The 22636-nt window shown below is 64.5% G+C and carries 20 protein-coding genes; 8 read left to right on the top strand and 12 right to left on the bottom strand.

Annotation, left to right across the window (positions count from 1 at the left end; genetic code table 11):
- Nucleotides 1-204 precede the first annotated feature (204 nt).
- Complete coding sequence (locus BMY68_RS28390; RefSeq protein WP_085534593.1) at nucleotides 205-1329, top strand: methyltransferase; 1125 nt, start codon at nucleotides 205-207, stop codon at nucleotides 1327-1329.
- A 151-nt stretch (nucleotides 1330-1480) separates the two neighbouring features.
- Here BMY68_RS28390 and BMY68_RS28395 read toward each other — a convergent pair whose 3' ends face one another.
- The 3 genes from BMY68_RS28395 to BMY68_RS28405 form a co-directional block, all read right to left on the bottom strand.
- Nucleotides 1481-1648, bottom strand: a complete 168-nt coding sequence (locus BMY68_RS28395; protein ID WP_023969448.1) for a DUF2474 domain-containing protein — start codon at nucleotides 1646-1648, stop codon at nucleotides 1481-1483.
- 91 nt (nucleotides 1649-1739) lie between these two features.
- Nucleotides 1740-2747, bottom strand: a complete 1008-nt coding sequence (cydB, locus tag BMY68_RS28400; RefSeq protein ID WP_009045736.1) for a cytochrome d ubiquinol oxidase subunit II — start codon at nucleotides 2745-2747, stop codon at nucleotides 1740-1742.
- Between the two features lie 3 nt (nucleotides 2748-2750).
- Nucleotides 2751-4187 (bottom strand): cytochrome ubiquinol oxidase subunit I, encoded by a 1437-nt coding sequence (locus BMY68_RS28405; RefSeq protein ID WP_085534591.1) that lies wholly within the window; start codon nucleotides 4185-4187, stop codon nucleotides 2751-2753.
- Between the two features lie 501 nt (nucleotides 4188-4688).
- On the opposite strand from BMY68_RS28405, the gene BMY68_RS28410 reads away from it, so the two are divergent.
- Nucleotides 4689-5942: an MFS transporter gene (locus BMY68_RS28410; protein ID WP_085534589.1), complete on the top strand. Its 1254-nt coding sequence runs from the start codon at nucleotides 4689-4691 to the stop codon at nucleotides 5940-5942.
- 22 nt (nucleotides 5943-5964) lie between these two features.
- Here the strand turns inward: BMY68_RS28410 and BMY68_RS28415 are convergent, their stop codons facing one another.
- The 3 genes from BMY68_RS28415 to BMY68_RS28425 all read right to left on the bottom strand — a co-directional run bounded on the left by BMY68_RS28415 (nucleotide 5965) and on the right by BMY68_RS28425 (nucleotide 7656).
- The gene (locus BMY68_RS28415) at nucleotides 5965-6261 is read right to left on the bottom strand and encodes a hypothetical protein (protein WP_007930022.1); all 297 of its coding nucleotides are present in this window, start codon (nucleotides 6259-6261) and stop codon (nucleotides 5965-5967) included.
- A gap of 324 nt (nucleotides 6262-6585) precedes the next feature.
- A complete protein-coding gene (locus BMY68_RS28420; protein ID WP_009045740.1) occupies nucleotides 6586-7137 on the bottom strand; it encodes a DJ-1 family glyoxalase III in 552 nt (183 codons plus the stop codon).
- Between the two features lie 69 nt (nucleotides 7138-7206).
- Nucleotides 7207-7656: a DUF4879 domain-containing protein gene (locus tag BMY68_RS28425; protein WP_062824522.1), complete on the bottom strand. Its 450-nt coding sequence runs from the start codon at nucleotides 7654-7656 to the stop codon at nucleotides 7207-7209.
- A gap of 205 nt (nucleotides 7657-7861) precedes the next feature.
- Between BMY68_RS28425 and BMY68_RS28430 the strand changes: the two genes are divergently transcribed.
- The 4 genes from BMY68_RS28430 (at nucleotide 7862) to BMY68_RS28445 (ending at nucleotide 11867) form a co-directional block, all read left to right on the top strand.
- On the top strand, nucleotides 7862-9157 hold the full coding sequence (locus tag BMY68_RS28430) for an NCS2 family permease (protein WP_009045742.1): 1296 nt from the start codon (nucleotides 7862-7864) through the stop codon (nucleotides 9155-9157).
- Nucleotides 9154-10233 carry a tRNA (uridine(54)-C5)-methyltransferase TrmA gene (gene trmA / locus BMY68_RS28435; protein WP_085534587.1) on the top strand — a complete coding sequence of 360 codons (1080 nt, stop codon included), beginning with the start codon at nucleotides 9154-9156 and terminating at the stop codon, nucleotides 10231-10233. Before BMY68_RS28430 ends, trmA begins: the two co-directional genes overlap by 4 nt.
- 333 nt (nucleotides 10234-10566) lie before the next feature.
- Nucleotides 10567-11016, top strand: a complete 450-nt coding sequence (aroQ, locus tag BMY68_RS28440; RefSeq protein WP_007928871.1) for a type II 3-dehydroquinate dehydratase — start codon at nucleotides 10567-10569, stop codon at nucleotides 11014-11016.
- Nucleotides 11013-11867 (top strand): shikimate dehydrogenase, encoded by an 855-nt coding sequence (locus BMY68_RS28445; RefSeq protein WP_085534585.1) that lies wholly within the window; start codon nucleotides 11013-11015, stop codon nucleotides 11865-11867. The genes aroQ and BMY68_RS28445 overlap by 4 nt, the downstream gene beginning before the upstream one ends.
- 86 nt (nucleotides 11868-11953) lie before the next feature.
- Here BMY68_RS28445 and BMY68_RS28450 read toward each other — a convergent pair whose 3' ends face one another.
- Nucleotides 11954-13153 carry a benzoate/H(+) symporter BenE family transporter gene (locus tag BMY68_RS28450; protein ID WP_085534583.1) on the bottom strand — a complete coding sequence of 400 codons (1200 nt, stop codon included), beginning with the start codon at nucleotides 13151-13153 and terminating at the stop codon, nucleotides 11954-11956.
- 135 nt (nucleotides 13154-13288) lie between these two features.
- Between BMY68_RS28450 and BMY68_RS28455 the strand changes: the two genes are divergently transcribed.
- Nucleotides 13289-14776, top strand: coding sequence for a MocR-like pyridoxine biosynthesis transcription factor PdxR (locus BMY68_RS28455; RefSeq protein ID WP_085534581.1), 1488 nt, complete (start codon nucleotides 13289-13291; stop codon nucleotides 14774-14776).
- 4 nt (nucleotides 14777-14780) lie between these two features.
- Here BMY68_RS28455 and BMY68_RS28460 read toward each other — a convergent pair whose 3' ends face one another.
- Both BMY68_RS28460 and quiC read right to left on the bottom strand, forming a co-directional pair.
- Complete coding sequence (locus BMY68_RS28460) at nucleotides 14781-15458, bottom strand: TetR/AcrR family transcriptional regulator (RefSeq protein WP_007928882.1); 678 nt, start codon at nucleotides 15456-15458, stop codon at nucleotides 14781-14783.
- A gap of 104 nt (nucleotides 15459-15562) precedes the next feature.
- Nucleotides 15563-17473 carry a 3-dehydroshikimate dehydratase QuiC gene (gene quiC, locus BMY68_RS28465; RefSeq protein ID WP_009045747.1) on the bottom strand — a complete coding sequence of 637 codons (1911 nt, stop codon included), beginning with the start codon at nucleotides 17471-17473 and terminating at the stop codon, nucleotides 15563-15565.
- A 669-nt stretch (nucleotides 17474-18142) separates the two neighbouring features.
- Between quiC and BMY68_RS28470 the strand changes: the two genes are divergently transcribed.
- Complete coding sequence (locus tag BMY68_RS28470) at nucleotides 18143-19456, top strand: MFS transporter (RefSeq protein WP_239694143.1); 1314 nt, start codon at nucleotides 18143-18145, stop codon at nucleotides 19454-19456.
- Nucleotides 19457-19538: 82 nt separating this feature from the next.
- On the opposite strand, the gene BMY68_RS28475 is transcribed toward BMY68_RS28470, so the two are convergent.
- The 3 genes from BMY68_RS28475 to BMY68_RS28485 all read right to left on the bottom strand — a co-directional run bounded on the left by BMY68_RS28475 (nucleotide 19539) and on the right by BMY68_RS28485 (nucleotide 22394).
- On the bottom strand, nucleotides 19539-20417 hold the full coding sequence (locus BMY68_RS28475) for a DMT family transporter (RefSeq protein WP_085534579.1): 879 nt from the start codon (nucleotides 20415-20417) through the stop codon (nucleotides 19539-19541).
- A 103-nt stretch (nucleotides 20418-20520) separates the two neighbouring features.
- Nucleotides 20521-21336 carry a sugar phosphate isomerase/epimerase family protein gene (locus BMY68_RS28480; RefSeq protein ID WP_085534577.1) on the bottom strand — a complete coding sequence of 272 codons (816 nt, stop codon included), beginning with the start codon at nucleotides 21334-21336 and terminating at the stop codon, nucleotides 20521-20523.
- 2 nt (nucleotides 21337-21338) lie between these two features.
- Nucleotides 21339-22394 carry a Gfo/Idh/MocA family protein gene (locus BMY68_RS28485; protein WP_085534575.1) on the bottom strand — a complete coding sequence of 352 codons (1056 nt, stop codon included), beginning with the start codon at nucleotides 22392-22394 and terminating at the stop codon, nucleotides 21339-21341.
- Between the last annotated feature and the right edge of the window lie 242 nt (nucleotides 22395-22636).

The following is a 22636-nucleotide window of genomic DNA, read 5'->3' on the forward strand; positions in this document are numbered from 1 at the left end:
CTTAGTGTCCCGCAAAGCGCGCGGCAGAAACACCGGCGGTTTGTAATGGCATAGAGCGCGGGCAATCGGGCGCAAAAAAACGTACCATTGGCCCCCTCTTCGGGCAGGTGCCACGCGGCCTGCGCGCCACCTGCCCGAACGGTCCAGCCCGCATCGCGCCCCTCCCGCCGGCAGGACATTCACCGATTACCAAGAGTCCGTCCCATGCCCCTGCTCGAAAGCCCCTTCGCCCAGCTCGACCTGATCCGCCAGCCCGAACAACAGAACGAGCCCCTGCAAGCTTTCGACGCGGCGGACGAGTACCTGCTCAATCACCTGGCCGAACAGCAGCCGACGGCGGACACCCGGGTGCTGGTGCTCAATGACAGTTTCGGCGCGCTGGCGGCCAGCCTGGTCGGGCGCGTACAGGTGCACAGCAGCGGCGATTCGTTTCTCGGCGCGCTGGCGCTGGAGAAGAACCTGGTGCGCAATGGCCGGCCATTCGACGCCGTAACAGTGGTGCCGGCCAGCGAGCCGTTGACCGGGCCGTTCGACCGCGTACTGATCCGCGTGCCCAAGACCCTGGCCCTGCTGGAAGAACAGCTGATCCGCCTGCAAGGCCAACTGGCCCCGGGCGCCCAGGTGGTGGCAGCGGCGATGGTCAAGCACCTGCCACGGGCCGCCGGCGACCTGCTGGAACGCTACATCGGTCCGGTACAAGCCTCGCTGGCGGTGAAAAAGGCCCGTTTGCTGATCGCCACCCCGGAGGCGAAAACCCCGGCGGTTTCGCCCTACCCGACCCGCTACAAGCTCGACGAGCCCGCCATCGAGCTGCTCAACCACGCCAACGTGTTCTGCCGCGAAGGCCTGGACATCGGCACCCGCGCCTTCCTCCCGCACCTGCCGAAAAACCTCGGCAAGGCCCGGGTCGCGGACCTGGGTTGCGGCAACGGCGTGCTGGCCATCGCCAGCGCCCTGCACAACCCCGATGCCCATTACACCCTGGTGGACGAATCCTTCATGGCCGTGCAGTCGGCCCTGGAGAACTGGCGCGCGACCCTGGGCCAGCGCGAAGTGACCGTGCGCGCCGGCGACGGCCTGGCCGGGCAGGAACCGCAGTCGTTGGACGTGGTGCTGTGCAACCCGCCCTTCCACCAGCAGCAGGTGGTCGGCGACTTCCTCGCCTGGCGCATGTTCCAGCAGGCCCGCGAAGCCCTGGTGGTGGGCGGCGCGCTGTACATCGTCGGCAACCGCCACCTGGGCTATCACAGCAAGCTGGCGCGGCTGTTCCGCGGCGTCGAGCAAGTGGCTGCCACGCCCAAGTTCGTGATCCTCAAGGCGCGCAAATAATCCCCCCGGCAGCCGCCCCATTCGCGGTCGACTGCACGGCCATCGCCAGCCCCCCTTTCTCTTATAAAACTCCAGGCCAAAAAAAGCCCTCCAAAGGAGGGCTATAAAACCGTGCCGCAAGGCAACGGGATGGGATGAGCGGTGGTGAAAATCAGTGCGTGGTCAGGCCCGCAGCGTTCATGAACATGCGCATCAGGCTGGCGACGATAAACAGCGCCAGCACGCTGCCGACCCAGATCCCGGCGAGCCAGCCCAGACGCTGCCAGAGCGGTTTCTTCTCGGCTTCTTCGATTTCCTGCAACGTGGGTTTACCAGCCATCATCGAATACTCCTCTCGGAATGGAGACGATGGCGTCGCTCGGGGCGCCATCGCGAGCAGGTCCGCTCCCGCACGGGGAGCGGCGCATTGACTAGTGGTAGCCGTCTTCGTGGGTGACCTTGCCGCGGAACACGTAGTAGCTCCAGAAGGTGTAACCCAGGATGAACGGGATGATGAACAGCGTGCCCACCAGCATGAAGCCCTGGCTTTGCGGCGGCGCGGCGGCGTCCCAGATCGAGATCGACGGCGGCACGATGTTCGGCCACAGGCTGATGCCCAGGCCGCTGTAGCCGAGGAAGATCAGCACCAGGGTCAGCAGGAACGGCGTGTAGTGGGCATTGCGGGCCACCGCGCGCAGCAGGCCGTACAGGGTCACCAGCACCAGGATCGGCACCGGCAGGAACCAGAACAGGTTCGGCAGGGTGAACCAGCGCGAAGCGATTTCCGGGTGGGCCAGCGGCGTCCAGATACTGACGACACCGATCACCGCCAGCAGCACGAAAGCCAACGGCCGCGCCAGGTCATGCATCTGCTCCTGCAGCTTGCCTTCGGTCTTCATGATCAGCCAGGTGCAGCCGAGCAAGGCATAGGCCACCACCAGCGCGCCGCCGCAGAACAGGGTGAACGGCGTGAACCAGTCCAGCGAACCACCGGCGTACTGGCGGTCGACCACCGGCAGGCCATCGATGAAGGCACCCAGCGCCAGGCCCTGGAAGAAAGTCGCCGCCACCGAGCCGCCGATGAACGCCTTGTCCCAGATGTGGCGCTTGGCTTCCTTGGCCTTGAAGCGGAACTCGAAGGCCACGCCGCGGAAGATCAGGCCGATAAGCATCAGGATCAGCGGCATGTACAGCGCCGAAAGCACCACCGAATAGGCCAGCGGGAAGGCGCCGAACAACGCGGCACCGCCCAGCACCAGCCAGGTTTCGTTGCCGTCCCAGACCGGGGCGACGGTGTTCATCATCACGTCACGGTCGCGGGAATCCTTGACGAACGGGAAGAGAATCCCGATCCCCAGGTCGAACCCGTCCATGACTACGTACATCATGATGCCGAAGATGATAATCACGGCCCAGATCAGCGGAAGATCGATACCCATGACTCAATTCCCCTTGTTCAGGCTGGTGCCGTTGTCTTCGGCATCGTCGTCGGCGGCCGACAGCGGACGGGCCGGCGTGCGTTTCTGGCCAGGACCACCGTGGCTGACTTCCGTGCCTTCGTTGGTCTTCGGCCCTTTGCGCACCAGGCGCATCATGTAGCCGATACCGACCCCGAACAGCGAGAAATACACCACGACAAACAGCGCCAGGGTGATGCTCATCTGCATCAGGCTATGCCCGGACGAAGCGTCCGCGGTACGCATCAGCCCGTAGACCACCCACGGCTGGCGGCCGATCTCGGTGGTGAACCAGCCGGCGAGGATCGCGATCAGGCCGGACGGCCCCATCCACAGCGCCAGGTACAGGAACGCGCGGTTCTGGTAGATGCGGTCACGCTTGCGCAGCCAAAGGCTCCACAGGCCGGTGAGGATCATCAGCATGCCCAGGCCGACCATGATCCGGAACGACCAGAACACGATGGTCGAATTCGGCCGGTCTTGCGGCGGGAATTCCTTGAGCGCCGGCACCTGTTTGTCCAGCGAGTGGGTGAGGATGAGGCTGCCCAGATACGGGATCTCGACGGCGAACCTGGTCTTTTCAGCCTTCATGTCCGGCCAGCCGAACAGGATCAGCGGGGTCGGCTCGTGACCGACGTTTTCCCAGTGCCCTTCGATCGCGGCGATTTTCGCCGGCTGGTGCTTGAGGGTGTTGAGGCCGTGGAAGTCGCCGATCACGGCCTGGATCGGCGCGACGATCAGGGCCATCCACATCGCCATCGAGAGCATGCGGCGGATCGCCGGGTTGTCACGGCCGCGCAGCAGGTGCCAGGCAGCGGACGAACCGACGAAGAACGCGGTGGCGACAAAGGCCGCCGTGGCCATGTGCGCCAGGCGGTACGGGAACGACGGGTTGAACACCACCGCCAGCCAGTCCACCGGAATCACGCGGCCGTCGATGATTTCGTAGCCTTGCGGGGTCTGCATCCAGCTGTTGGACGAGAGAATCCAGAAGGTCGAAATCAGCGTACCGATGGCCACCATCACCGTGGAGAAGAAGTGCAGGCCGCGCCCCACGCGGTTCCAGCCGAACAGCATGACCCCGAGGAAGCCGGCTTCGAGGAAGAATGCGGTGAGCACTTCATAGGTCAGCAGCGGCCCGGTAACGGCGCCGGCAAAATCGGAGAAGCGACTCCAGTTGGTGCCGAACTGGTAGGCCATGACCAGGCCCGAGACCACCCCCATGCCGAAGTTGACGGCGAAGATCTTCGACCAGAAGTGGTACAGGTCACGGTAGGTATCGTCGCGGGTCTTGAGCCACAAACCTTCGAGCACCGCCAGGTAACTCGCCAGACCGATGGTGATGGCGGGGAACAGGATGTGGAACGAGATGGTGAACGCGAACTGAATTCGGGCGAGATCTAGTGCCTCCAAACCGAACATAAGCTTTCCTCTGTCAGGTAATACCGGCTGCCGGCTGGAGGCCTGCACCCACTGCCCCCACGGATCTGGAGTGTGGCGAATTCGAATTCGTTCTTTTTAAACCCATCGCAACGCAGGGAGTCTGGCCATCTGGCCACCAGACCCAACCTTGCAAAAGGTTTTGATCTGGATCAATCAACGTTGAAAGAGTAGTCGCATTTTCGCCATTGGTTTGTGTGGTCTTTTGTCGCGTGACAGGTTGCCTCACCACGTCAAGCACGGGGTTTCCCCGAAGTTTTGCTCTCCCTGTAGCCGCTGCCGCAGGCTGCGATCGACCGGAACGGTCGTGGCGATTTCTGCTCCGTCGAAGGTCCTTCGGCCCTTATCGCAGCCTGCGGCAGCGGCTACAGGGATTGGGCTATTTCGAATAACCGGGATAGATGCGGGGCTAACGATTCTGCAACTATTGGTTACATCTTGGTGATAACCTCGCCTTACTCCACGCCCAGACCTGTCTTTCAGATGCCCAGCCAAGACCCTCTGCTGCTTCGCCATCACCGTCCGTTCATTGCTTTCTGGCTGGCGCGGATCTTCACCGCCAGCGGCTTCCAGATGCTCACCGTGGCCATCGGCTGGAACCTCTACCAACTGACCGGCAACGTGCTCGACCTGGGCCTGGTCGGGCTGGTGGAGTTCGCGCCGCGGGTGCTGTTCATGCTGCACACCGGGCATGTGGCCGACCGCTATGACCGGCGCAAGGTGGCAGCCATCTGCCAGTCGCTGCAGGCGCTGATCGCCCTGTCCCTGGCCATCGGCAGCGCCACCCATAACGTCACTCGCGAGATGATCTTCATCCTCGCGTTCCTGCTGGGCGCCGCCCGCTCCTTCGAGATGCCGACCACCCAGGCGCTGCTGCCGAGCATCGTGCCCAGCGCGCTGTTCCCGCGCGCCGTGGCGGCGGCCCAGTCCGCCCAGCAATCGGCGACCATCGTCGCGCCCGCCCTCGGCGGCCTGCTCTACGCCTTTGGCAGCGTGTGGGTCTATGGCCCGACCGTGCTGCTGTATGTGATCGCCTGCTGCCTGATGCTCAACCTGCCCGCGCGGCAGACGCCGCTGAACAAGGGCAAGGCCACCCTGGACTCATTGCTGGCTGGGGTGCGCTTCATTCGCAGCCGCCCGGACATTCTCGGGGCGATCTCCCTGGACCTGTTCGCCGTATTGCTGGGCGGCGCCACCGCGCTGCTGCCGGTGTTCGCCAAGGACATCCTGCTCACCGGCGCCTGGGGCTTGGGCCTGCTGCGCTCGGCGCCGGCGGTGGGGGCACTGCTGATGTCGCTGTGGCTGGCGCGCTTTGCCGTCGACCGCCATGTCGGCCGGGTGATGTTCAGCGCCGTCGGCGTATTCGGCGTCGCCACCATCGCCTTCGGCCTGTCGACCTCGTTCTGGTTCTCGCTTGCGGTGCTGGTGGTGCTGGGCGCGGCGGACATGATCAGCATGGTGATCCGCGCCTCCTTCGTGCAACTGGAAACCCCGGATGAAATGCGTGGCCGGGTCAGCGCCGTCAATGGCCTGTTCATCGGCGCCTCCAACCAGCTCGGCGAGTTCGAGTCCGGGCTCACCGCCCACTGGTTCGGCACCGTGCCGGCGGTGGTCCTCGGCGGAGTCGGCACCCTGCTGGTGACCGGGGTGTGGATAAAACTGTTCCCGACCCTGGCCCATCGCGATCGCATGCATGGGCCGGTGGAAGAAGAAGCCAAGGCCGAAAGCCGCGCCTGACAGGCGCGGCCAGACTCAAGCGTCAGTGGCTGGGTTGCGCCTCATCGACCACTCGCCATTTTGCCGCCTCCAATAGATCGCACCCATCCCGGGTCAGCAGATAGAGCACATCGATGATGTGCGGTATGTCCTTCACATCGCCGTGGCTGAAGTTCAGACAGCACAGGGTTTCCAGCAGATTGGCAGCCGCACGCATACGTTGCTCCGCCGCTTCGTGAAGTGCCTCCGAGGAAGCGTTGGCGTTGATAAAGAAAACGCCTGGCCGGCTTATGTTGGATTTGAGCGGCACATAGTGAGCGGTAGTTTTCGGGGTATTCATCCTTAAATCCTTCTTTATGAATGACCGCCCCCAATCGTGACCAAACGATAGGTGGCGGACTGTGCACAGGTTGGTCAACCGGGAAAGAAGGCACCCGGCACACCCGAAGGTGTCCCGCGCACAGCCCACCATAAAGCGTGCGGGCATAGAAAAAATGCCCGCAATACCAGGGTGGCGCATGCGCCTTCTTAATTTCGGGTGACCAAACCCGTTCGCTGAATTGGCAGCGACGGCGCGAACTATAGGTGTGATCGGATGGGCTGTGCAAGGAGCGGCTAATTAGCCTTTGTTACCCGGTTTTTTGAGCGTCAGTCGCAGTCGCCCCTAAACCAGCAACTCCCCCTCCACCACCGTCCGCCGGCCCCTGCCGCACAGTTGTTCCACCAGGGTCAGGGCAAAACTCAGGGCCGCCCCCGAGCCTTGCGCGGTGATGCAGTTGCCATCCACCACCACCGGCTGGTCGACGAAGTTGCAGCCCGACAGCTGATGGCTGGCGCTGGGCAGGCAGGTCATGCGCCGCTGGCGCAGCACCCCGTAATTCTGCAAAGCCAGGGCCGGCGCTTCGGCGATGCCGGCGAACAGGCGCCCGGCGGCGGCCTGGTCCTTGACCAATTGCATCAGCGGTTGATGGGCCGCCAGGTGCTGCGCGCCAACCGCGCCACCGGGCAGCACGATCAGGTCGAAGTGCTGGGCCAGCACATCCACCAGCATGCCGTCGGCGGTCATGCGGGTGCCGCGGGCACAAGTGAGCATGCGCCGCCCTTCGATACTGGCCACCAGCACTTCGACCTGGGCACGACGCAGCACATCGATCAGGGTCACGCTTTGCAGATCGTCGACACCCTCGGCGAGGGGAATCAGGGCTCTAAAGGTCATGGGCTGTGTCCGCGGTAGGGTCTTTAAAGCTTAGTCAGCTTTAAAGCCCTCCGCGTTCGGACGCTGCCGTCACTTGATGTAGATCTGCGCGCTCATGCTGTTGCCCGGCGCGTTGAGCGAGGTGTTGCTGAAGGTGAAGGTCCCTTCCTGCCTGCCGGCCAGGTCGAAGGTATAGATGTAGCCGACGGTGGTCCCGGAGTTGCCGCACGGCACCAGGCTGGAACCCTCTTCGCAGACCGCCGCGCGCGTGCCGTTGACCTCGAAGCCGTCCAGCGCCACCCGGGGCTGGCGGCCATAGCCGATTTCCAGCACATACACCTTGATGTTCGGGCCCTGGTGATCGCAGGCGGTCTTGTCGCGTCCGTCCGACACATCCTCCAGGCCGCAGGACTGCGACTCGACCTTGAGGATTTCCACCTGGCTCAAGGGCGGCGCGGAACGGGCCATGGCCGGCGCCGCACCCAACCACAGGCTGCTGGCCACTACCGCCAAGGCCATCGTTTTTATCGTGCTGTGCATAAGTCCCCCCAAAACGTCGGCGCAGTATGCCCCAGTCGCCACTCGGGCAAAACATCGCCGAGGATCGCAGCCATAGCCCTGCGCTGCTGGTATGATGCGCGGCTTTTTCCGACCCGCACAAAATCCCCGGACGCTTTTTCAGGGTCTGTGCTTTGCTGTCTGGGTCGATACATTCACGGCGCCCTGCGCGCCACGGGGAGCAGACATGCTGGAAAGGCTGTTTCAACTCAAGGCACACAACACCAATGTGCGGACCGAGATTCTCGCGGGCCTCACGACCTTCCTGGCCATGGCCTACATTCTCTTCGTCAACCCGAGCATCCTGGGCGAGACCGGCATGGACAAGGGTGCGGTGTTCGTCGCCACCTGCCTGGCCGCCGCCATCGGCTCGACCGTGATGGGCCTGATCGCCAACTACCCGATCGCCCTGGCTCCGGGCATGGGCCTGAACGCCTTCTTCACCTACACCGTAGTCCTGCACATGGGCCATACCTGGCAAGTGGCGCTGGGCGCGGTGTTCATCTCGGCGGTGCTGTTCTTCCTGCTGTCGATCTTCAAGATCCGCGAATGGATCATCAACAGCATCCCGCTGCCGCTGCGCTCGGCGATCGCCGCCGGTATCGGCCTGTTCCTGGCGCTGATCGCCCTGCACAACGCCGGCATCGTGGTCAGCAACCCGGCGACCATGGTCGGCCTCGGCGACCTCAAGCAACCGGCACCGATCCTCGCGACCCTGGGCTTCGCCCTGATCGTCGCCCTGGAAGCCCTGAAAGTGCGCGGCGCGGTCCTGATCGGCATCCTCTCGGTGACCATCGTCTCCATCGCCCTGGGCTTCACCCCGTTCGGCGGCGTGACCTCGATGCCGCCTTCGCTGGCGCCGACCTTCCTGCAACTGGACATCAAGGGCGCGCTGGACATCGGCCTGGTCAGCGTGATCTTCGCCTTCCTGTTCGTCGACCTGTTCGACAACTCCGGCACCCTGATCGGCGTCGCCAAGCGCGCCGGCCTGATGGGCAAGGACGGCCACATGCCGAAAATGGGCCGGGCCCTGATCGCCGACAGCACCGCGGCCATGGCCGGTTCGCTGCTGGGCACCTCGACCACCACCAGTTACATCGAATCCGCCGCGGGCGTCAGCGCCGGTGGCCGCACCGGCCTGACCGCCATCGTCGTGGCCATTCTGTTCCTCCTGGCGCTGTTCTTCTCGCCACTGGCGGCCAGCGTCCCGGCCTTCGCCACCGCCCCGGCCCTGCTGTTCGTCGCGGTGCTGATGACTTCGGGCCTGGCGGAAATAGACTGGGACGACATCACCGTCGCCGCGCCCGTGGTGGTCACCGCCCTGGCCATGCCGTTCACCTACTCCATCGCCAACGGCATCGCCTTCGGCTTCATTGCCTGGACCGCGATCAAGCTGCTGTCGGGCCGTGCCCGTGAGCTGAACGCGCCGCTGGTAATTCTGTCGGTACTGTTTGTGATCAAGTTGGGTTGGTTCAACGCATGACTTTCGATTCCCAGGCTTACGCCACCCAGCTCGCCGACAAGGTCGCGCGCCTGCGTCAACTGCTGGCGCCGTTCGATGCCCCCGAGCCCCAGGTCTTCGATTCGCCGCTGCAGCACTTCCGCCTGCGCGCGGAGTTTCGCCTGTGGCGCGAAGCCGGCGAGCGTCACTACGCGATGTTTTCCCAGGAAGACAAACGCACGCCGATCCTGATCGAAGAATTCCCCATCGCCAGCCAGCGCATCAATCAGCTGATGCCGCGACTCAAGGCCGCCTGGCAAGCCAGCAGCGCCTTGAGCCACAAGCTGTTCCAGGTCGAGTTCCTCACCACCCTGGCCGGCGACGCGATGATCACCCTGTGTTATCACCGCCCGCTGGACGAACACTGGCACGCCGCGGCGAGCCAGTTGGCGGCCGAGCTGAACGTCAGCGTCATCGGTCGTTCCAAAGGCAAGCGCGAAGTGATCGGCCACGATTACGTGGTGGAGAAACTCGAAGTCGGCGGGCGCACCTTCAGCTACCGCCAGCCCGAAGGCGCCTTCACCCAGCCCAACGGCACGGTCAACCAGAAGATGCTCAACTGGGCCTACGACGCCCTGGGCGATCGCCCGGACGACCTGCTGGAGCTGTACTGCGGCAACGGCAACTTCACCCTGCCCCTGGCCACCCGGGTGCGCAAGGTACTGGCCACCGAGATCAGCAAGACCTCGGTCAACGCGGCCCTGAGCAACCTCAGTGAAAACGCGGTGGACAACGTCACCCTGGTGCGTCTGTCCGCCGAAGAGCTGACCGAGGCGCTGAACGAAGTGCGTCCGTTCCGCCGCCTGCAGGGCGTGGACCTGAAGAGCTACGAGTTCGGCAGCGTGTTCGTCGACCCGCCGCGCGCCGGCATGGACCCGGACACCTGCGAGCTGACCCGGCGCTTCGACAACATCCTGTACATCTCGTGCAACCCAGAGACCCTGGCGGCCAACATCGCCCAGTTGCACGACACCCACCGCATCACCCGCTGTGCGATGTTCGACCAGTTCCCGTGGACCCACCACATGGAATCAGGGGTCTTGCTGACCCGGCGTTGATGGCCTGTCGCGAACCACAAAAAAGCCGTCCCTGCGACGGCTTTTTTGTGGCTGCGCCCTTTCATGACAACGCCTGCGCCTTGTGCGCTGCCACCTTTATCGATGAACCCTCGCCTGGCGTGATTGAGGCCGGTCCGCAAGCTCCGGCAACCCTGGCCAGGTGGCAAGCATTCGCTGGCAGCGGCATGAACATGTTCGATCACCGAACACTTATTGACAGGACCTGCCTTGCCTTCTCCCGTCGCAATTGACCAAATTAACTAGTTAGTACAATTTAGCTCCAGCCGCTGGCCGCTCAAGCCACGCCCACAATAACAACGGAGAATTCCCCCCATGCGCCCTATCGTTCTGGTGCTCAACGGCCCGAACCTGAACTTGCTCGGCACCCGCGAACCCGCCACCTATGGTCACGAGACCCTGGCCGACATTTCCGCCCTGTGCGGGCGTGCCGCCGAGGAGTTCGGCCTGACCGTGGAGTTTCGCCAGACCAACCACGAAGGCGAACTGCTGGACTGGATTCACGGCGCCCGTGGCCGTTGCGCCGGGATCGTGATCAACCCGGCGGCCTGGACCCACACCTCGGTGGCGATCCGCGATGCCCTGGTGGCCAGTGAGTTGCCGGTGATCGAAGTGCACCTGTCGAACGTCCACGCCCGCGAACCGTTCCGCCATCATTCCTTTGTCTCGGGCATCGCCCTGGCGGTAATGTGCGGCTTTGGCAGCCATGGCTATCGCCTGGCACTGGCGCATTTCAGCCAGCGCTTTCAAGGAGCCCAGGCATGACCCAGCAGAACACAGTACTGGCCGGACTGATCGGCGCCGGCATCCAGGCCTCGCGTACCCCGGCGCTGCATGAACACGAGGGCGACGCCCAGGGCCTGCGTTACCTGTACCGGCTGATCGACCTGGACCAGCTGCAACTCGACAGCAACGCCCTGCCCGACCTGCTGCTGGCCGCCGAACGCATGAACTTCACCGGGTTGAACATCACCTTCCCGTGCAAGCAAAGCATCATCCCGCTGCTCGACGAGCTGTCGCCGGAAGCCCGCGGCATCGGCGCGGTGAACACCGTGGTGCTCAAGGATGGCAAGCGCATCGGCCACAACACCGATTGCCTGGGTTTTGCTGAAGGTTTCCGCCGCGGCTTGCAGGGCGTGGCCCTGGCGCGCGTGGTGCAGATGGGCGCCGGCGGTGCCGGTGCCGCGGTGGCCCATGCGTTGCTCAGCGAAGGCGTGCAGCAACTGAGCATCTTCGATGTGGAAAGCGCTCGCGCCCAGAGCCTGGCGGATAACCTCAACCAACATTTCGGCCCCGGCCGGGCCAAGGCCGGCGTCGACCTGCCCGCCACCCTGGCTGCCGCCGACGGCCTGGTGAACACCACGCCCGTGGGCATGGCCAAGCTGCCGGGCATGCCGGTACCGGTCGAGTTGCTGCGCCCCGGATTGTGGGTCGCGGAAATCGTCTATTTCCCCCTGGAAACCGAGCTGCTGCGCAACGCCCGCGCCCTTGGTTGCCGCACCCTGGACGGCGGCAACATGGCGGTGTTTCAGGCGGTGAAAGCGTTCGAGCTGTTCAGCGGCGTGGCGCCGGATGCCCAACGCATGCTCGCGCATTTCCAGAGCATGAATGGCTGACAGTGCCTGACCGGGCCAATGCGGGGCTGTGATCGGCTCCGCTCTCGGCAGGTACCTGCCACACTCCCCGCGGCCATGCATGGCGACTAGGCGCGTTCATGGCGACCGGCTGGCCGCAGCCGTCCGTGCATCACGCCGTGCGCCAGCAACCCCGCCAGCAAGCCCCAGAATGCGCCGCCCAACCCGAACAAGGTGATATTGGCGGCGGTCGCCAGGAAGGTGATCAAGGCGGTTTCCCGGCCATTAGGCTCGACCAGCGCGGTGGCGAGGCTGCCGCCGATCGCCCCCAGCAGGGCCAGGCCCGCCAGGGTGGTGATAAAGGTCGCCGGCAGGACCACGAACAGCGCCGCCAGGGTGCTGCCGAAGATCCCCACCAGCAGATAGAACACCCCACACGCGAGCCCGGCCAGATAACGCTTGGCCGGTTCTTCATGCGCCTCCTTGCCCGTGCAGATGGCGGCGGTAATGGCGGCGACGTTGAACGCATGGGAACCGAACGGCGCCATCAGCAAGGAGCCCAGGCCGGTCGCGGTGAGAATCGGATTGGCACTGGTCTTGAACCCATCGTTGCGCAGCACCAGCATGCCGGGCATGTACTGGCCGGTCAGGGTGATCAGAAACAACGGCAGGGCCACGCTCAGCAGCGCATTCAGCGAGAACACCGGCACGGTCAGCACCGGTAGGGCCGGCTTGAGTTCGAGGCTGGCGAAACTGACCTGCCCCAACCCGAGCAGCAGCACGATGCCGATCAGCAACACCCCGACAATCGCATAACGCGCGGTAAAGCGCCGTAGCAGTACATAGCTGAGCAGCAGCGCGCCCACCAGCAAAGGATCGACCCCCGCGCCGTCGAAAGCACCAATCCCGAAGCGCAACAGAATACCCGCCAGCAGGCCCGCCGCGATCCCCGGCGGGATCAGCTTCACCACCCGCTCGAAATAACCCGACATGCCCAGCACCACGAAGCCGGCAGCCGACAGCATGAAGGCGCCGATCATTTCCGGGTAAGGCGTGCCCGGCAGTACCGCGATCAGGAAGGCCGCGCCCGGTGTCGACCAGGCGGTAATGATCGGCTCGCGGTAGCGATAGCTCAGCCAGGCGCCGGTCAGGCCAACGCCGATAGAGATCGACCAGATCCACGAGGCGGTCTGCTCCGGGCTCAGCCCGGCCGCCTTGGCCCCCTGGAAAACCAGAATGAAGGTTCCCCCGTAATTGACGATGACCGAGATCAGCGCGGCAACGCTTGGATGCAGCAGGTCAGCAATTCTGATGCTGGCGGTTTTCATCGGGGAAACCCTCTGGCTGTGTTGGCAAGGCGAGGGAGTATCCGCAGGTAATGGCCTGTATAAAATATCCACTTTCGATCAATATCCCAGACCACTTTTCCAGCTGCCGCCGACCGGCGATCCCCAGGCCCCCCGATGAAAACCCGCAAAACCGCCTATCCCATCTGGAACCGCCTGCAACTGGCCAAGGACGGCCACTTGTCCTTGCGCGAGCAATTGCTGCTGTTCCTGCGCAAAGGCATCGCCGACGGCAGCGTCAAGGCCGGGATCCGCCTGCCCGCCTCACGCGTGCTGGCGACACAGTTGGGGCTATCGCGCATGACCGTGACCGAGGCCTATGGGCAGTTGATCGCCGAGGGGTTCCTCGAGGCCCGGACAGGTTCGGGTACCTACGTCATGGCGCGGATCGCCGAGCAAACGGCCTCGCCGCCCGCCCGGACAGAGGCCCCCGCCGGCTCCACCCGGGCCCGGGCGCTGACGGGGACCGACTCGATGTCCCTGGCCCGGGCCGCCTGGCCGCTGACCCCGGGCCTGCCGGGGCTGGACGCCTTTCCCTATGCGCTGTGGGGGCGCCTGGAAGGCCGCTTCTGGCGACGCCGGCCACTTCCCGACCTGTCCTACGGCGACCCGCAGGGTTTCCTGCCATTGCGCGAAGCCCTGGCGGCGTATCTCGGCGCGGCGCGCGGAGTGGTGTGCCAGGCCAGTCACATCGTGATTACCCCCGGTGCCCAGGCGGCGGTGTCGATTGCCACCCTGGCGCTCACCGACCTGGGAGAGCGGGTCTGGGTCGAGAACCCCGGCTACGATGCGGCCTACCGCAGCGTGTTGCTGGCCGGTGTGCAAGCCGTGGGCGTTCCGGTGGATGCGGAAGGCCTGGATGTGCAGGCCGGCCGCCGGCTCGCGCCCGACGCGCGGCTCGCCCTGGTATCGCCTTCGCACCAGTATCCCCTGGGGGTCGGCATGAGCCTGGCGCGACGCCTGGCCTTGCTGCAATGGGCCCACGATGCCGATGCCTTCATCCTCGAAGACGATTACGACAGCGAGTTTCGCTACGGCGGCGCGCCAACCCCGGCGCTCAAGGCCCTGGACGGCAATCAGGGGCGGGTCATTTACGTCGGGACCTTGAGCAAGCTGCTGGCGCCGGGCCTGCGCCTGGGCTTCCTGGTCGCCCCCGAGGGGGTAGTGGAGGTGTTGCGCAACGTGCGCAATGGCAGCGGCCACCGCGTGCCTTTGTCGCTCCAGGCGACGGCGGCGGAGTTCATCGGCAATGGCCACCTCGGCAGCCATATCCGTCGTAGCCAGGCGGTTTATGCGCAGCGTCGCGCCGCCTTGCTGGCGGCCATTCACAACACCGGCAGCGAGCGCATGACGGTAGCCAGCAGCGCCAGCGGATTGCACCTGCTCGCCGAACTGCCCGATGGGCTCGACGACCAGGCGATCGCGGCCGCCGCCCATGCCCGGAAGATCGGCGTCGCGCCGCTGTCAGGTTTTTTCGTGGGTGCCCAGGGCGGATCACGCCCCGGCTTGCTGATGGGCTTTGGCAATACCCGAGCGGAGTCGATGCAGGATGCGGTTGAAACCCTGTGCCGGCTGATCGACCGGCAACGGGGTTCAACCGCCTAGAGGATCAGGCCTGCAAGTAGCGCAGCACCGACTCGCAGATCATCTCGCGGTGGCGCTGCTTGATCGCTTCGTCGGGCAGGTCGATCTGGAAGATCTCGCCGAAAGTGTGGCGGTTGGACACGCGGTAGAAGCAGAACGAACTGATCAGCAAGTGCACATCCAGAGGGTCCAGGCCGGCGCGGAACACGCCCTCGTCGGCCCCGCGCCGGAGGATCTCGCCCAGGGCATGCAGGATGGTGTTGTTCATCGCCTTGATCGCTTCGGAGCGCTTCACGTATTCGGCGTTATGGATGTTCTCGATGCTGACGATGCGCACGAAATCGACGTTGCGGTCGTGGTGATCGAAGGTGAACTCCACCAGCCGGCGAATCGCCTCGCGCGGCGCCAGCTCCGCCAGGTGCAGGCGGCTTTCGGTGTTGCGGATATCGCCGTAGAGCTTCTCCAGCACCTCGACGTACAGCTGCTCCTTGCTGCCGAAGTAGTAATAGATCATGCGCTTGGAGGTGTGGATGCGCTCGGCGATGGCATCCACCCGAGCACCGGACAGGCCCTGCTGCACGAACTCGACAATAGCCTCTTGAAGAATGTTCTCGCGGGTCTTTTCCGGGTTGTTCTTGCGACTCTTGCGTGGCTCGATCACGGGCTGCTCGGGCGCTACGGAGAGTTCTGTGGTCATTGTCATTCTGGGGCTCACGGCCATCGCTGCACACGCGGGCGATTATGGGCCGCCTCGCGCAGCGAAGGAAAGCAGGACGGCGGCCCTTTGCCGCCGCCGTTACGAAACTCCTACAACTTCGCGTGCCGTACCCCACCGCTGCGCGACTTGGCCATGGCCGCCAGGCGTACCGCGACGTTCGCCGCGCCATACCCGACATAGCCATTCTTGCGCTGGATGATCTCGAAGAAGAAGCGCCCCTCGAACGGCTCGGTGTAGACATGGAACAGCTCGCCACCCTGGGCGTCACGGTCGTAGAGCACGTTGTAGTAGGCCAGCTCGCTGAGGAACTCGTCGTCGAAATCGAAGCGCGCCGCCAGGTCGTCGTAGTAGTTGAGCGGGATGTCCAGCAGCGGCACGCCCGCCTCCTTGGCCCGGCTGACTTCGGCAAAGATATCGTCGCAATCGAAGGCGATGTGATGCACGCCCGAGCCGCCGTAACTGGACAGCGCGTGGGAGATCGCGGTCTTGCGGTTCTCGGAAATGTTCAGCGGCAAACGAATGGTGCTGCAACGGCTGCGCAGTGCCCGGCTCTTCACCAGGCCGTAGGGATCGGGCAGCACCACTTCGTCGTCGGCGGTGAAATCCAGCAGGCTCTTGTAGAACAGCACCCAGCTGTCGAGGTTGTCGGCCGGCAGCGCCATGGCCATGTGGTCGATGCGCTTGAGGCCGCCCTTGGCCACCACGCCCGGGAGCATATTGAAATCGGTGTCGTACAGGTGCTGGCCGCCCTGCTCCTGGTCCACCAGGTAGATCAGGCTGCCATCCAGCTCGCGCACGGCGGCCAGTTCCAGTTCGTTGGGGCCCACCAAGCCGCGGTACGGCTGGCCCTTGTAGGCCACCGCGCGCTCCAGCGCCTTGGCGCTGTCCTTGACCCGGATCGCCGTGGCGCACACCGAGGGGCCGTGGGCTTCGAAGAAGCTGTGGGCAAAGGAATAAGGCTCGGAGTTGAGGATCAGGTTGATATCGCCCTGGCGCATCAGGCTGACATTCTTCGAGCGGTGCTGGCCGGCCCTGGCGAACCCCAGGCGTTCCAGCCAGCCGCCAAGCTTGGCGCCCAGCGCTTCGTCCACGGCGAACTCGAGAAACTCGGTGCCGCCATATTCACTGGCCGGCGGCGGCGCGAACAGCGTATCGATATTGGCCACCGGCGCGGCTTCCTGTTCCAGGCGCTGGCGGGTTTTCTCCTCGAGGTACAGCAGCGAACGCAGGCCGTCCGCGGCGTTGGCCCGCGGTGGCGCGGCGCGGAAACCGTCGTTGAAGATCTCCAGGGACAAAGGCCCGGTGTAGCCGCTCTTGATGATCGGCGCGAGGAACCCCGGCAAGTCGAAATCACCCTGCCCCGGGAAGCAGCGGAAATGCCGGCTCCACTCCAGCACGTCCATGGCCAGGATCGGCGCGTCGGCCATCTGCACGAAGAAGATCTTGTCCCCGGGAATCTCGGCGATCGCCGCCGGGTCGCCCTTGAGCGACAAGGTGTGGAAGCTGTCGAGCAGCACGCCCAGGCTCGGATGGTCGGCCTCGCGAACGATGTCCCAGACCTGTTGATAAGTATTGACGTGCCGGCCCCAGGCCAGGGCTTCGTAGCCGATCCGCAGGCCACGGCTGCCAGCGCGCTCGGCCAGCAGGCGCAGGTCGTCCACCAGGATCTGCCGGTCGCCGACGCTGTCGGCCGCGGCATTGCTGCACACCAGAACCAGGTCGGTGCCCAGTTCCTGCATCAGGTCGAACTTGCGCTCGGCGCGTTCCAGGTTGCGTTGCAGGCGGTCGCGGCGGCAACCTTCGAAATCGCGAAAAGGCTGGAACAGGGTGATGGCGATGCCCAGGTCCGCGCACATCTGGCGGATTTCCCGGGGGCTGCCGTCGTAGTAGAGCAGGTCGTTCTCGAAAATCTCCACGCCGTCGAAACCGGCGGCGGCAATGGCTTCGAGTTTTTCCGGCAGGGTACCGCTCAAGGAGACGGTGGCAATGGAACGCTGCATGTTTCAACTCCCGGTAATGACCACAGATCGGGCGCCGTGCCTGTGGCCGCTGCCGCAGGTCCTCCAGCGCACTGAAGATCCCGCGCCCGCTTCGCGGGCGATCGCAGCCTGCGGCAGCAGCTACAGGTACGTTTGTTATTGGATGGGGCGGATTATTGAGCCGGGCATTGCAGACAGCAATTCAAAGTGTACGAACCAGTTAGTTTTTCGTGCGATTATCGAACAAAATGGCCATTGGCGAATTGACGATTTTTCGTCCGCTGCGCACCATCGGCAACACATTGAGCCGGCACCGAACCGCCGGCTTCAATCACCCAGACCCAGAACACACCATAAAAATTTCAAAAATCGGGTACACCCTCATGCTTGCACTCAACGCCACACCTCTCTGCCTGGCCCTCTGGCCCTCACCCGGCCATGCCTCCAACAGCCGCCTTCAGACCGACGCACTACGGCCCCTGGGCTGATCATGCCCGCACGCTGACCAACCCGCTTTCCACCGCCGCGCCCGACGCGCGTCGACCAAAGCACTCAGCCGATCGATCATCGAGTTCACCCGCGGCCCGTCCGCATAGCCGACAATCGATCACGCGCCCTTGAGTCCCGACGAGTTGTCCCTCGTCAGTCATTGAACGGATGGCACACATGATTCCTTCTCAAAGCTCCCGCATGGCCCCGAGCCTCGGCACCGCCTCCGGCGGCATCGGCGACAAGATCCGCGGCGCCATGGCGGTCGGCAAGACCCGCTGGGGCATGCTCGCTCTGGTGTTTTTCGCCACCACCCTGAACTACATCGACCGCGCCGCCCTGGGTGTGATGCAGCCGATCCTGGCCAAGGAAATGAGCTGGACGGCGATGGACTACGCCAACATCAACTTCTGGTTCCAGGTCGGCTACGCCGTCGGTTTCGTCCTGCAAGGACGGTTGATCGACCGGGTCGGCGTCAAGCGCGTGTTCTTCTTCGCCGTGCTGCTGTGGAGCCTGGCCACCGGCGCTCATGGCCTGGCCACCTCTGCCGCGGGTTTCATGGTCTGCCGCTTCATCCTCGGGCTGACCGAGGCCGCCAACTACCCGGCCTGCGTGAAGACCACGCGCCTGTGGTTCCCGGCCGGCGAACGCGCCGTGGCCACCGGCATCTTCAACGCCGGGACCAACGTCGGCGCCATGTTCACGCCGATGCTGCTGCCGTTGATCCTGCACGCCTGGGGCTGGCAGGCGGCGTTCCTGTGCATGGCTGCGCTGGGCGGCATCTGGCTGCTGTTCTGGGGCCTGAAGTACTTCAACCCGGAAGATCACCCGAGCGTCAAACAGTCCGAGCTCGAGTACATCCAGAAAGAAGTCGAACCGGAGCAGGCCCGCGTGCCTTTCTCGCGCATCCTGCGCATGCGCGGCACCTGGGCCTTCGCCCTGGCCTACGCGATCACCGCGCCGGTGTTCTGGTTCTACCTGTACTGGCTGCCACCCTTCCTCAACCAGCAGTACAACCTGGGCATCAACGTGACCCAGATGGGCATCCCGCTGATCATCATCTACCTGACCGCCGACTTCGGCAGCGTCGGTGGCGGCATCCTCTCGTCGTTCCTGATCGGCCGCGGGGTCAACCCGATCAAGGCGCGCCTGGTCTCCATGTTCCTGTTCGCCTGCTGCATCATCGGCGTGATCATGGCAGCCGGTACCTCCAGCCTGTGGCTGGCAGTGTTCGCCATCTCCCTGGGGATCGGCGCGCACCAGGCCTGGACCGCCAACATCTGGAGCCTGGTGATGGACTACACGCCCAAGCACATGATGAGCACGGTGTTCGGTTTCGGCGGTATGTGCGCAGCCATCGGCGGCATGTTCATGACCCAGATCGTCGGCCACATCCTCACCGTCACCAACAACAACTACACCGTGTTGTTCACCCTGATCCCGGCGATGTACTTCATTGCCCTGACCTGGATGTACTTCATGGCTCCCCGCAAGATTCCGAAAGTAGAAGACTGACGCTTTCCTCTCGCAGGCCCGGTTCCGGGCCTGCTTTTTTTCTCCCCCGCTTCTCTCACTGTCCTCCCGTTACCAACGCCACTCAGCGCTGCCGCTGTTGCCAGGCAGCCGCCAGGCCGCTGAGACAGATCACCGCGATGCCCAATTGGGTGATCGGCTGCGGCGTATGGCTGAACAACAGCCAGCCCAGCAACCCGGCGAAGACGATCTGGCAATAGCCGAACGGCGCCAGCAGCGCCGGCGCCGCGTGGCGGAAAGCCTGGGTCAGGAACAGGTGGGCGGTCATGCCGCAGGCCCCCAGCGCCAGCATCAGCGCGCCATGGACAAAGCTCGGTACCTGCCAGAACAACGGCACCAGCGCGCTCATCACCAGGGTGTTGCACAGGCCGGCGAAGAAGTTACTGGTGGTCGGGCTGTCGTGCTCGGCGAGCTTGCGGGTCAGCAGTTGGTAGAAGCAGAAAAACAGCGCCGAGCAGAAAGGCAGCAGCACCGCCGGGGTGAACAGGTCGCCACCCGGGTGAACGATGATCAGCACCCCAATAAAACCGCAGATCACCGCCAGCCATTGACCCTTCGTGACCCGCTCGCCCAGCAGCGGCACCGACAGCGCGGTGACCAGCACCGGCGCCAGGAAGTTGACCGCCGTGGCTTCCGCCAGCGGGATAAACAGCAGCGCCGAGGTGAACAGCAGGCTGGTGCCAAGCAGGCACAAGGCCCGCGCTATTTGCAGCAACGGCCGCTTGGTGCGCAACACCCGCAGGCCCGATTGCGGCAGGAAGATCCCGGCCATCAGCAGGGTATGAACCAGGTAGCGGGCCCAGACCACCATCACGATCGGATAGAACCCCGAAAGGTATTTCGACAGGGCGTCATGACTGGCGAACAGGAAGGTCGCCACGACGACCAGCAGGATGCCCTTGAAGGGCTGGTTGACACCGGAAAGGGGTGTGCTGAGGGTCATCCGCGGAGTCTCTCAAGATAGGGTTTGTTTGTAGAAAAACAGCTTCGCGGGCAAGGACTGGGCGCCCAGTCCTTGCCCGCGATAGGGCTATCCGGGCTATCCATTAAATCCTGGCCAACAACGCCCGGGTCTTGTCCAGGGCCATCTGCGCCCGCTCCAGGGCGCCAACGCCCTGTTCGAGCAATTTCACCGTGGGGATCTCCAGGCTCAACGGCAAGTTGGCCGGCAGACAATGCAAGAGCCCCGCCAGGTCGCAATCGCCATCCCCGGGGAAACGCCGCTCGTTGCGGGCCTGGCGCAGGATCTCCTGCATATCGTCCGGTCGCGGGCCGGCCACGTCGCACAGCTGGGCATAACGCAGCCGTGACGGCGCGACCTTTGCCAGATCCTCCAGGCGCGAGGCCGAGCGATCGAAGTGGAATGCGTCCACCAGCACCGCAGCGTTATCGCGCCTGGCGTTCTCCACCACCCGCACTGCCTGCTGCAGGTTGCGTGCATCGGTCCAGGGCATGAACTCCAGGTGCGGGTGCAGGCCGTAGATCGACGCCAGGTCGCACAGTTCGGCGAAGCGCTCGGTCATGCGCCCCTCGTCGGGGTCGTTGCCGGCCACCAGCAGCTCGCTGGCACCGAACTCCGCGCCGACCGCCAGCACCGCCTCGAAATCCGCCACCCGGGTGTGCGGCTTGAGCCGCAGGATCTCCACATCCAGCACGCCGACGCCGGTGTCGCGCAGGCGGCTCAGGGTCTGTCGGCGCAGCCCGGCATCGGCCACCAGGGCAAAGTGATGCTCCTGCGGCGTCGCCGGCACCAGGCGCAAACCGACGTGGCTATAACCGGCACGGGCCGCCACCTCGACCATCTGCGGCGGTGAAATTTCCAGCACCGTGAGGCTGGCCAGGGACAGAATGCGTTCGCTCATGCTCATCCCTCGATCGGCGCCGGGGCACAGGCGCGACCGGTCGCCGCCGCTTTACGGATCGCCTCGATCAGCGCCAGGGTCCGCGCCGCATCGGCCACGCTGACCAGCGGCTCGACCTCGCGTCGCGCCACTTTGACGAAATGCTGCAACTGCAGGCGCAGGGCCTCGGCAGCAGTGAAAGGCTCCTCGATCGCCAGCAACGGCCGATGCCAGCCGGCGCCGGCCTCGGCGTACCGCCAGCGCTTGAGTTGCGGAATGCTCAGGGCGCCACCGGTGCCGGCCAAGAGGTAGCACGGCTGGTCGGCCTGGCGCGGGTACACCGGGTTCTCGCCGGAATCCAGCTCCCAGCTCCAGGGCGCCGCAACAGCGTCGGAACCGGTCAGGCTGCCGAGGGCACCGTTGGCGAATTGCAGCAGGACGGCGGCGCAATCCTCGTTGGCAAAACCGCGCACCGCGTTGCTGGTGACGGCCTGCACCTGATGCACCTCGCCGCACAGATGACGCAGCAGGTCGAGGTCGTGAATCAGGTTGGTCAGCAACATCCCGGCCCCGGGCTCGCGACGCCAGGGAATCTCGAAATAGCTGTCGGGCTTCTGCAATTGCCAGAGCGCGGTGACCGTAGTCAACCGGCCCAATGCCCCGCCCCGCACCAGCGCATGGGCACGGACGATCAGCGGGTTGTGGCGCCGGTGATGGCCCACCAGCACGGGAACACCGCTGCTTTTCACCGCGGCCACCAGTTCGCGCGCTTCATCCAGGCGCACGCCGACCGGTTTCTCCAGCAGCACCGGCACACCGGCCGCCAGGCAATCCAGGGCGGTGCCGACGTGCAGGTTGTTTGGGTTGGCGACTATCACGGCGTCGGGGCGGGCCTGTTCGAGCATCAGTCCATGGTTGGGGTAATACGGCACCTGCCACTGCGCGGCGATCCCGGCTGCTTGCGGGCCGGGGTCGGCCACGGCGCAGAGCCTGGCCTCGGTGAGGGTCTTGAGGTGCTGGTAATGCTGCTGGCCCATATTGCCGACGCCGATCAGGGCAATGCGCAAAGGCGAGTCCAAGGCGGGATCCTCTTGTGATTGTTATGGGAACGCGAAATTTCAAATATTTAGAACTCGGTTCCATTTTCATACAAGAGCAAAACAAAATAGTGTCCGATCAGCGAACAGCTTTAAGGCTTGAGATCGCAAAGGCCCTGCAAGCCTTATCGCAGGCTGCGCCAGCGGCTACAGAAAACGAGGAAACCCTGTAGCCGCTGCCGAGCCCCGCGAGGCTGCGATCGGGCGCGCAGCGGCCGTAAAAC

This window comes from Pseudomonas sp. NFACC41-3, from assembly GCF_900109505.1.
In the GTDB taxonomy this organism is placed as follows: domain Bacteria; phylum Pseudomonadota; class Gammaproteobacteria; order Pseudomonadales; family Pseudomonadaceae; genus Aquipseudomonas; species Aquipseudomonas chlororaphis.

Coding starts and splice junctions, on each gene's coding strand:
- aroQ (WP_007928871.1), top strand. CDS start 10,567: ATGCGCCCTATCGTTCTGGTGCTCAACGGCCCGAACCTGAACTTGCTC.
- cydB (WP_009045736.1), bottom strand. CDS start 2,747: ATGGGTATCGATCTTCCGCTGATCTGGGCCGTGATTATCATCTTCGGC.
- BMY68_RS28415 (WP_007930022.1), bottom strand. CDS start 6,261: ATGAATACCCCGAAAACTACCGCTCACTATGTGCCGCTCAAATCCAAC.
- BMY68_RS28470 (WP_239694143.1), top strand. CDS start 18,143: ATGGCCCCGAGCCTCGGCACCGCCTCCGGCGGCATCGGCGACAAGATC.
- BMY68_RS28420 (WP_009045740.1), bottom strand. CDS start 7,137: ATGACCTTTAGAGCCCTGATTCCCCTCGCCGAGGGTGTCGACGATCTG.
- BMY68_RS28455 (WP_085534581.1), top strand. CDS start 13,289: ATGAAAACCCGCAAAACCGCCTATCCCATCTGGAACCGCCTGCAACTG.
- BMY68_RS28425 (WP_062824522.1), bottom strand. CDS start 7,656: ATGCACAGCACGATAAAAACGATGGCCTTGGCGGTAGTGGCCAGCAGC.
- BMY68_RS28445 (WP_085534585.1), top strand. CDS start 11,013: ATGACCCAGCAGAACACAGTACTGGCCGGACTGATCGGCGCCGGCATC.
- BMY68_RS28480 (WP_085534577.1), bottom strand. CDS start 21,336: ATGAGCGAACGCATTCTGTCCCTGGCCAGCCTCACGGTGCTGGAAATT.
- BMY68_RS28405 (WP_085534591.1), bottom strand. CDS start 4,187: ATGTTCGGTTTGGAGGCACTAGATCTCGCCCGAATTCAGTTCGCGTTC.
- BMY68_RS28460 (WP_007928882.1), bottom strand. CDS start 15,458: ATGACAATGACCACAGAACTCTCCGTAGCGCCCGAGCAGCCCGTGATC.
- BMY68_RS28475 (WP_085534579.1), bottom strand. CDS start 20,417: ATGACCCTCAGCACACCCCTTTCCGGTGTCAACCAGCCCTTCAAGGGC.
- BMY68_RS28450 (WP_085534583.1), bottom strand. CDS start 13,153: ATGAAAACCGCCAGCATCAGAATTGCTGACCTGCTGCATCCAAGCGTT.
- quiC (WP_009045747.1), bottom strand. CDS start 17,473: ATGCAGCGTTCCATTGCCACCGTCTCCTTGAGCGGTACCCTGCCGGAA.
- BMY68_RS28430 (WP_009045742.1), top strand. CDS start 7,862: ATGCTGGAAAGGCTGTTTCAACTCAAGGCACACAACACCAATGTGCGG.
- BMY68_RS28410 (WP_085534589.1), top strand. CDS start 4,689: ATGCCCAGCCAAGACCCTCTGCTGCTTCGCCATCACCGTCCGTTCATT.
- BMY68_RS28395 (WP_023969448.1), bottom strand. CDS start 1,648: ATGGCTGGTAAACCCACGTTGCAGGAAATCGAAGAAGCCGAGAAGAAA.
- BMY68_RS28390 (WP_085534593.1), top strand. CDS start 205: ATGCCCCTGCTCGAAAGCCCCTTCGCCCAGCTCGACCTGATCCGCCAG.
- trmA (WP_085534587.1), top strand. CDS start 9,154: ATGACTTTCGATTCCCAGGCTTACGCCACCCAGCTCGCCGACAAGGTC.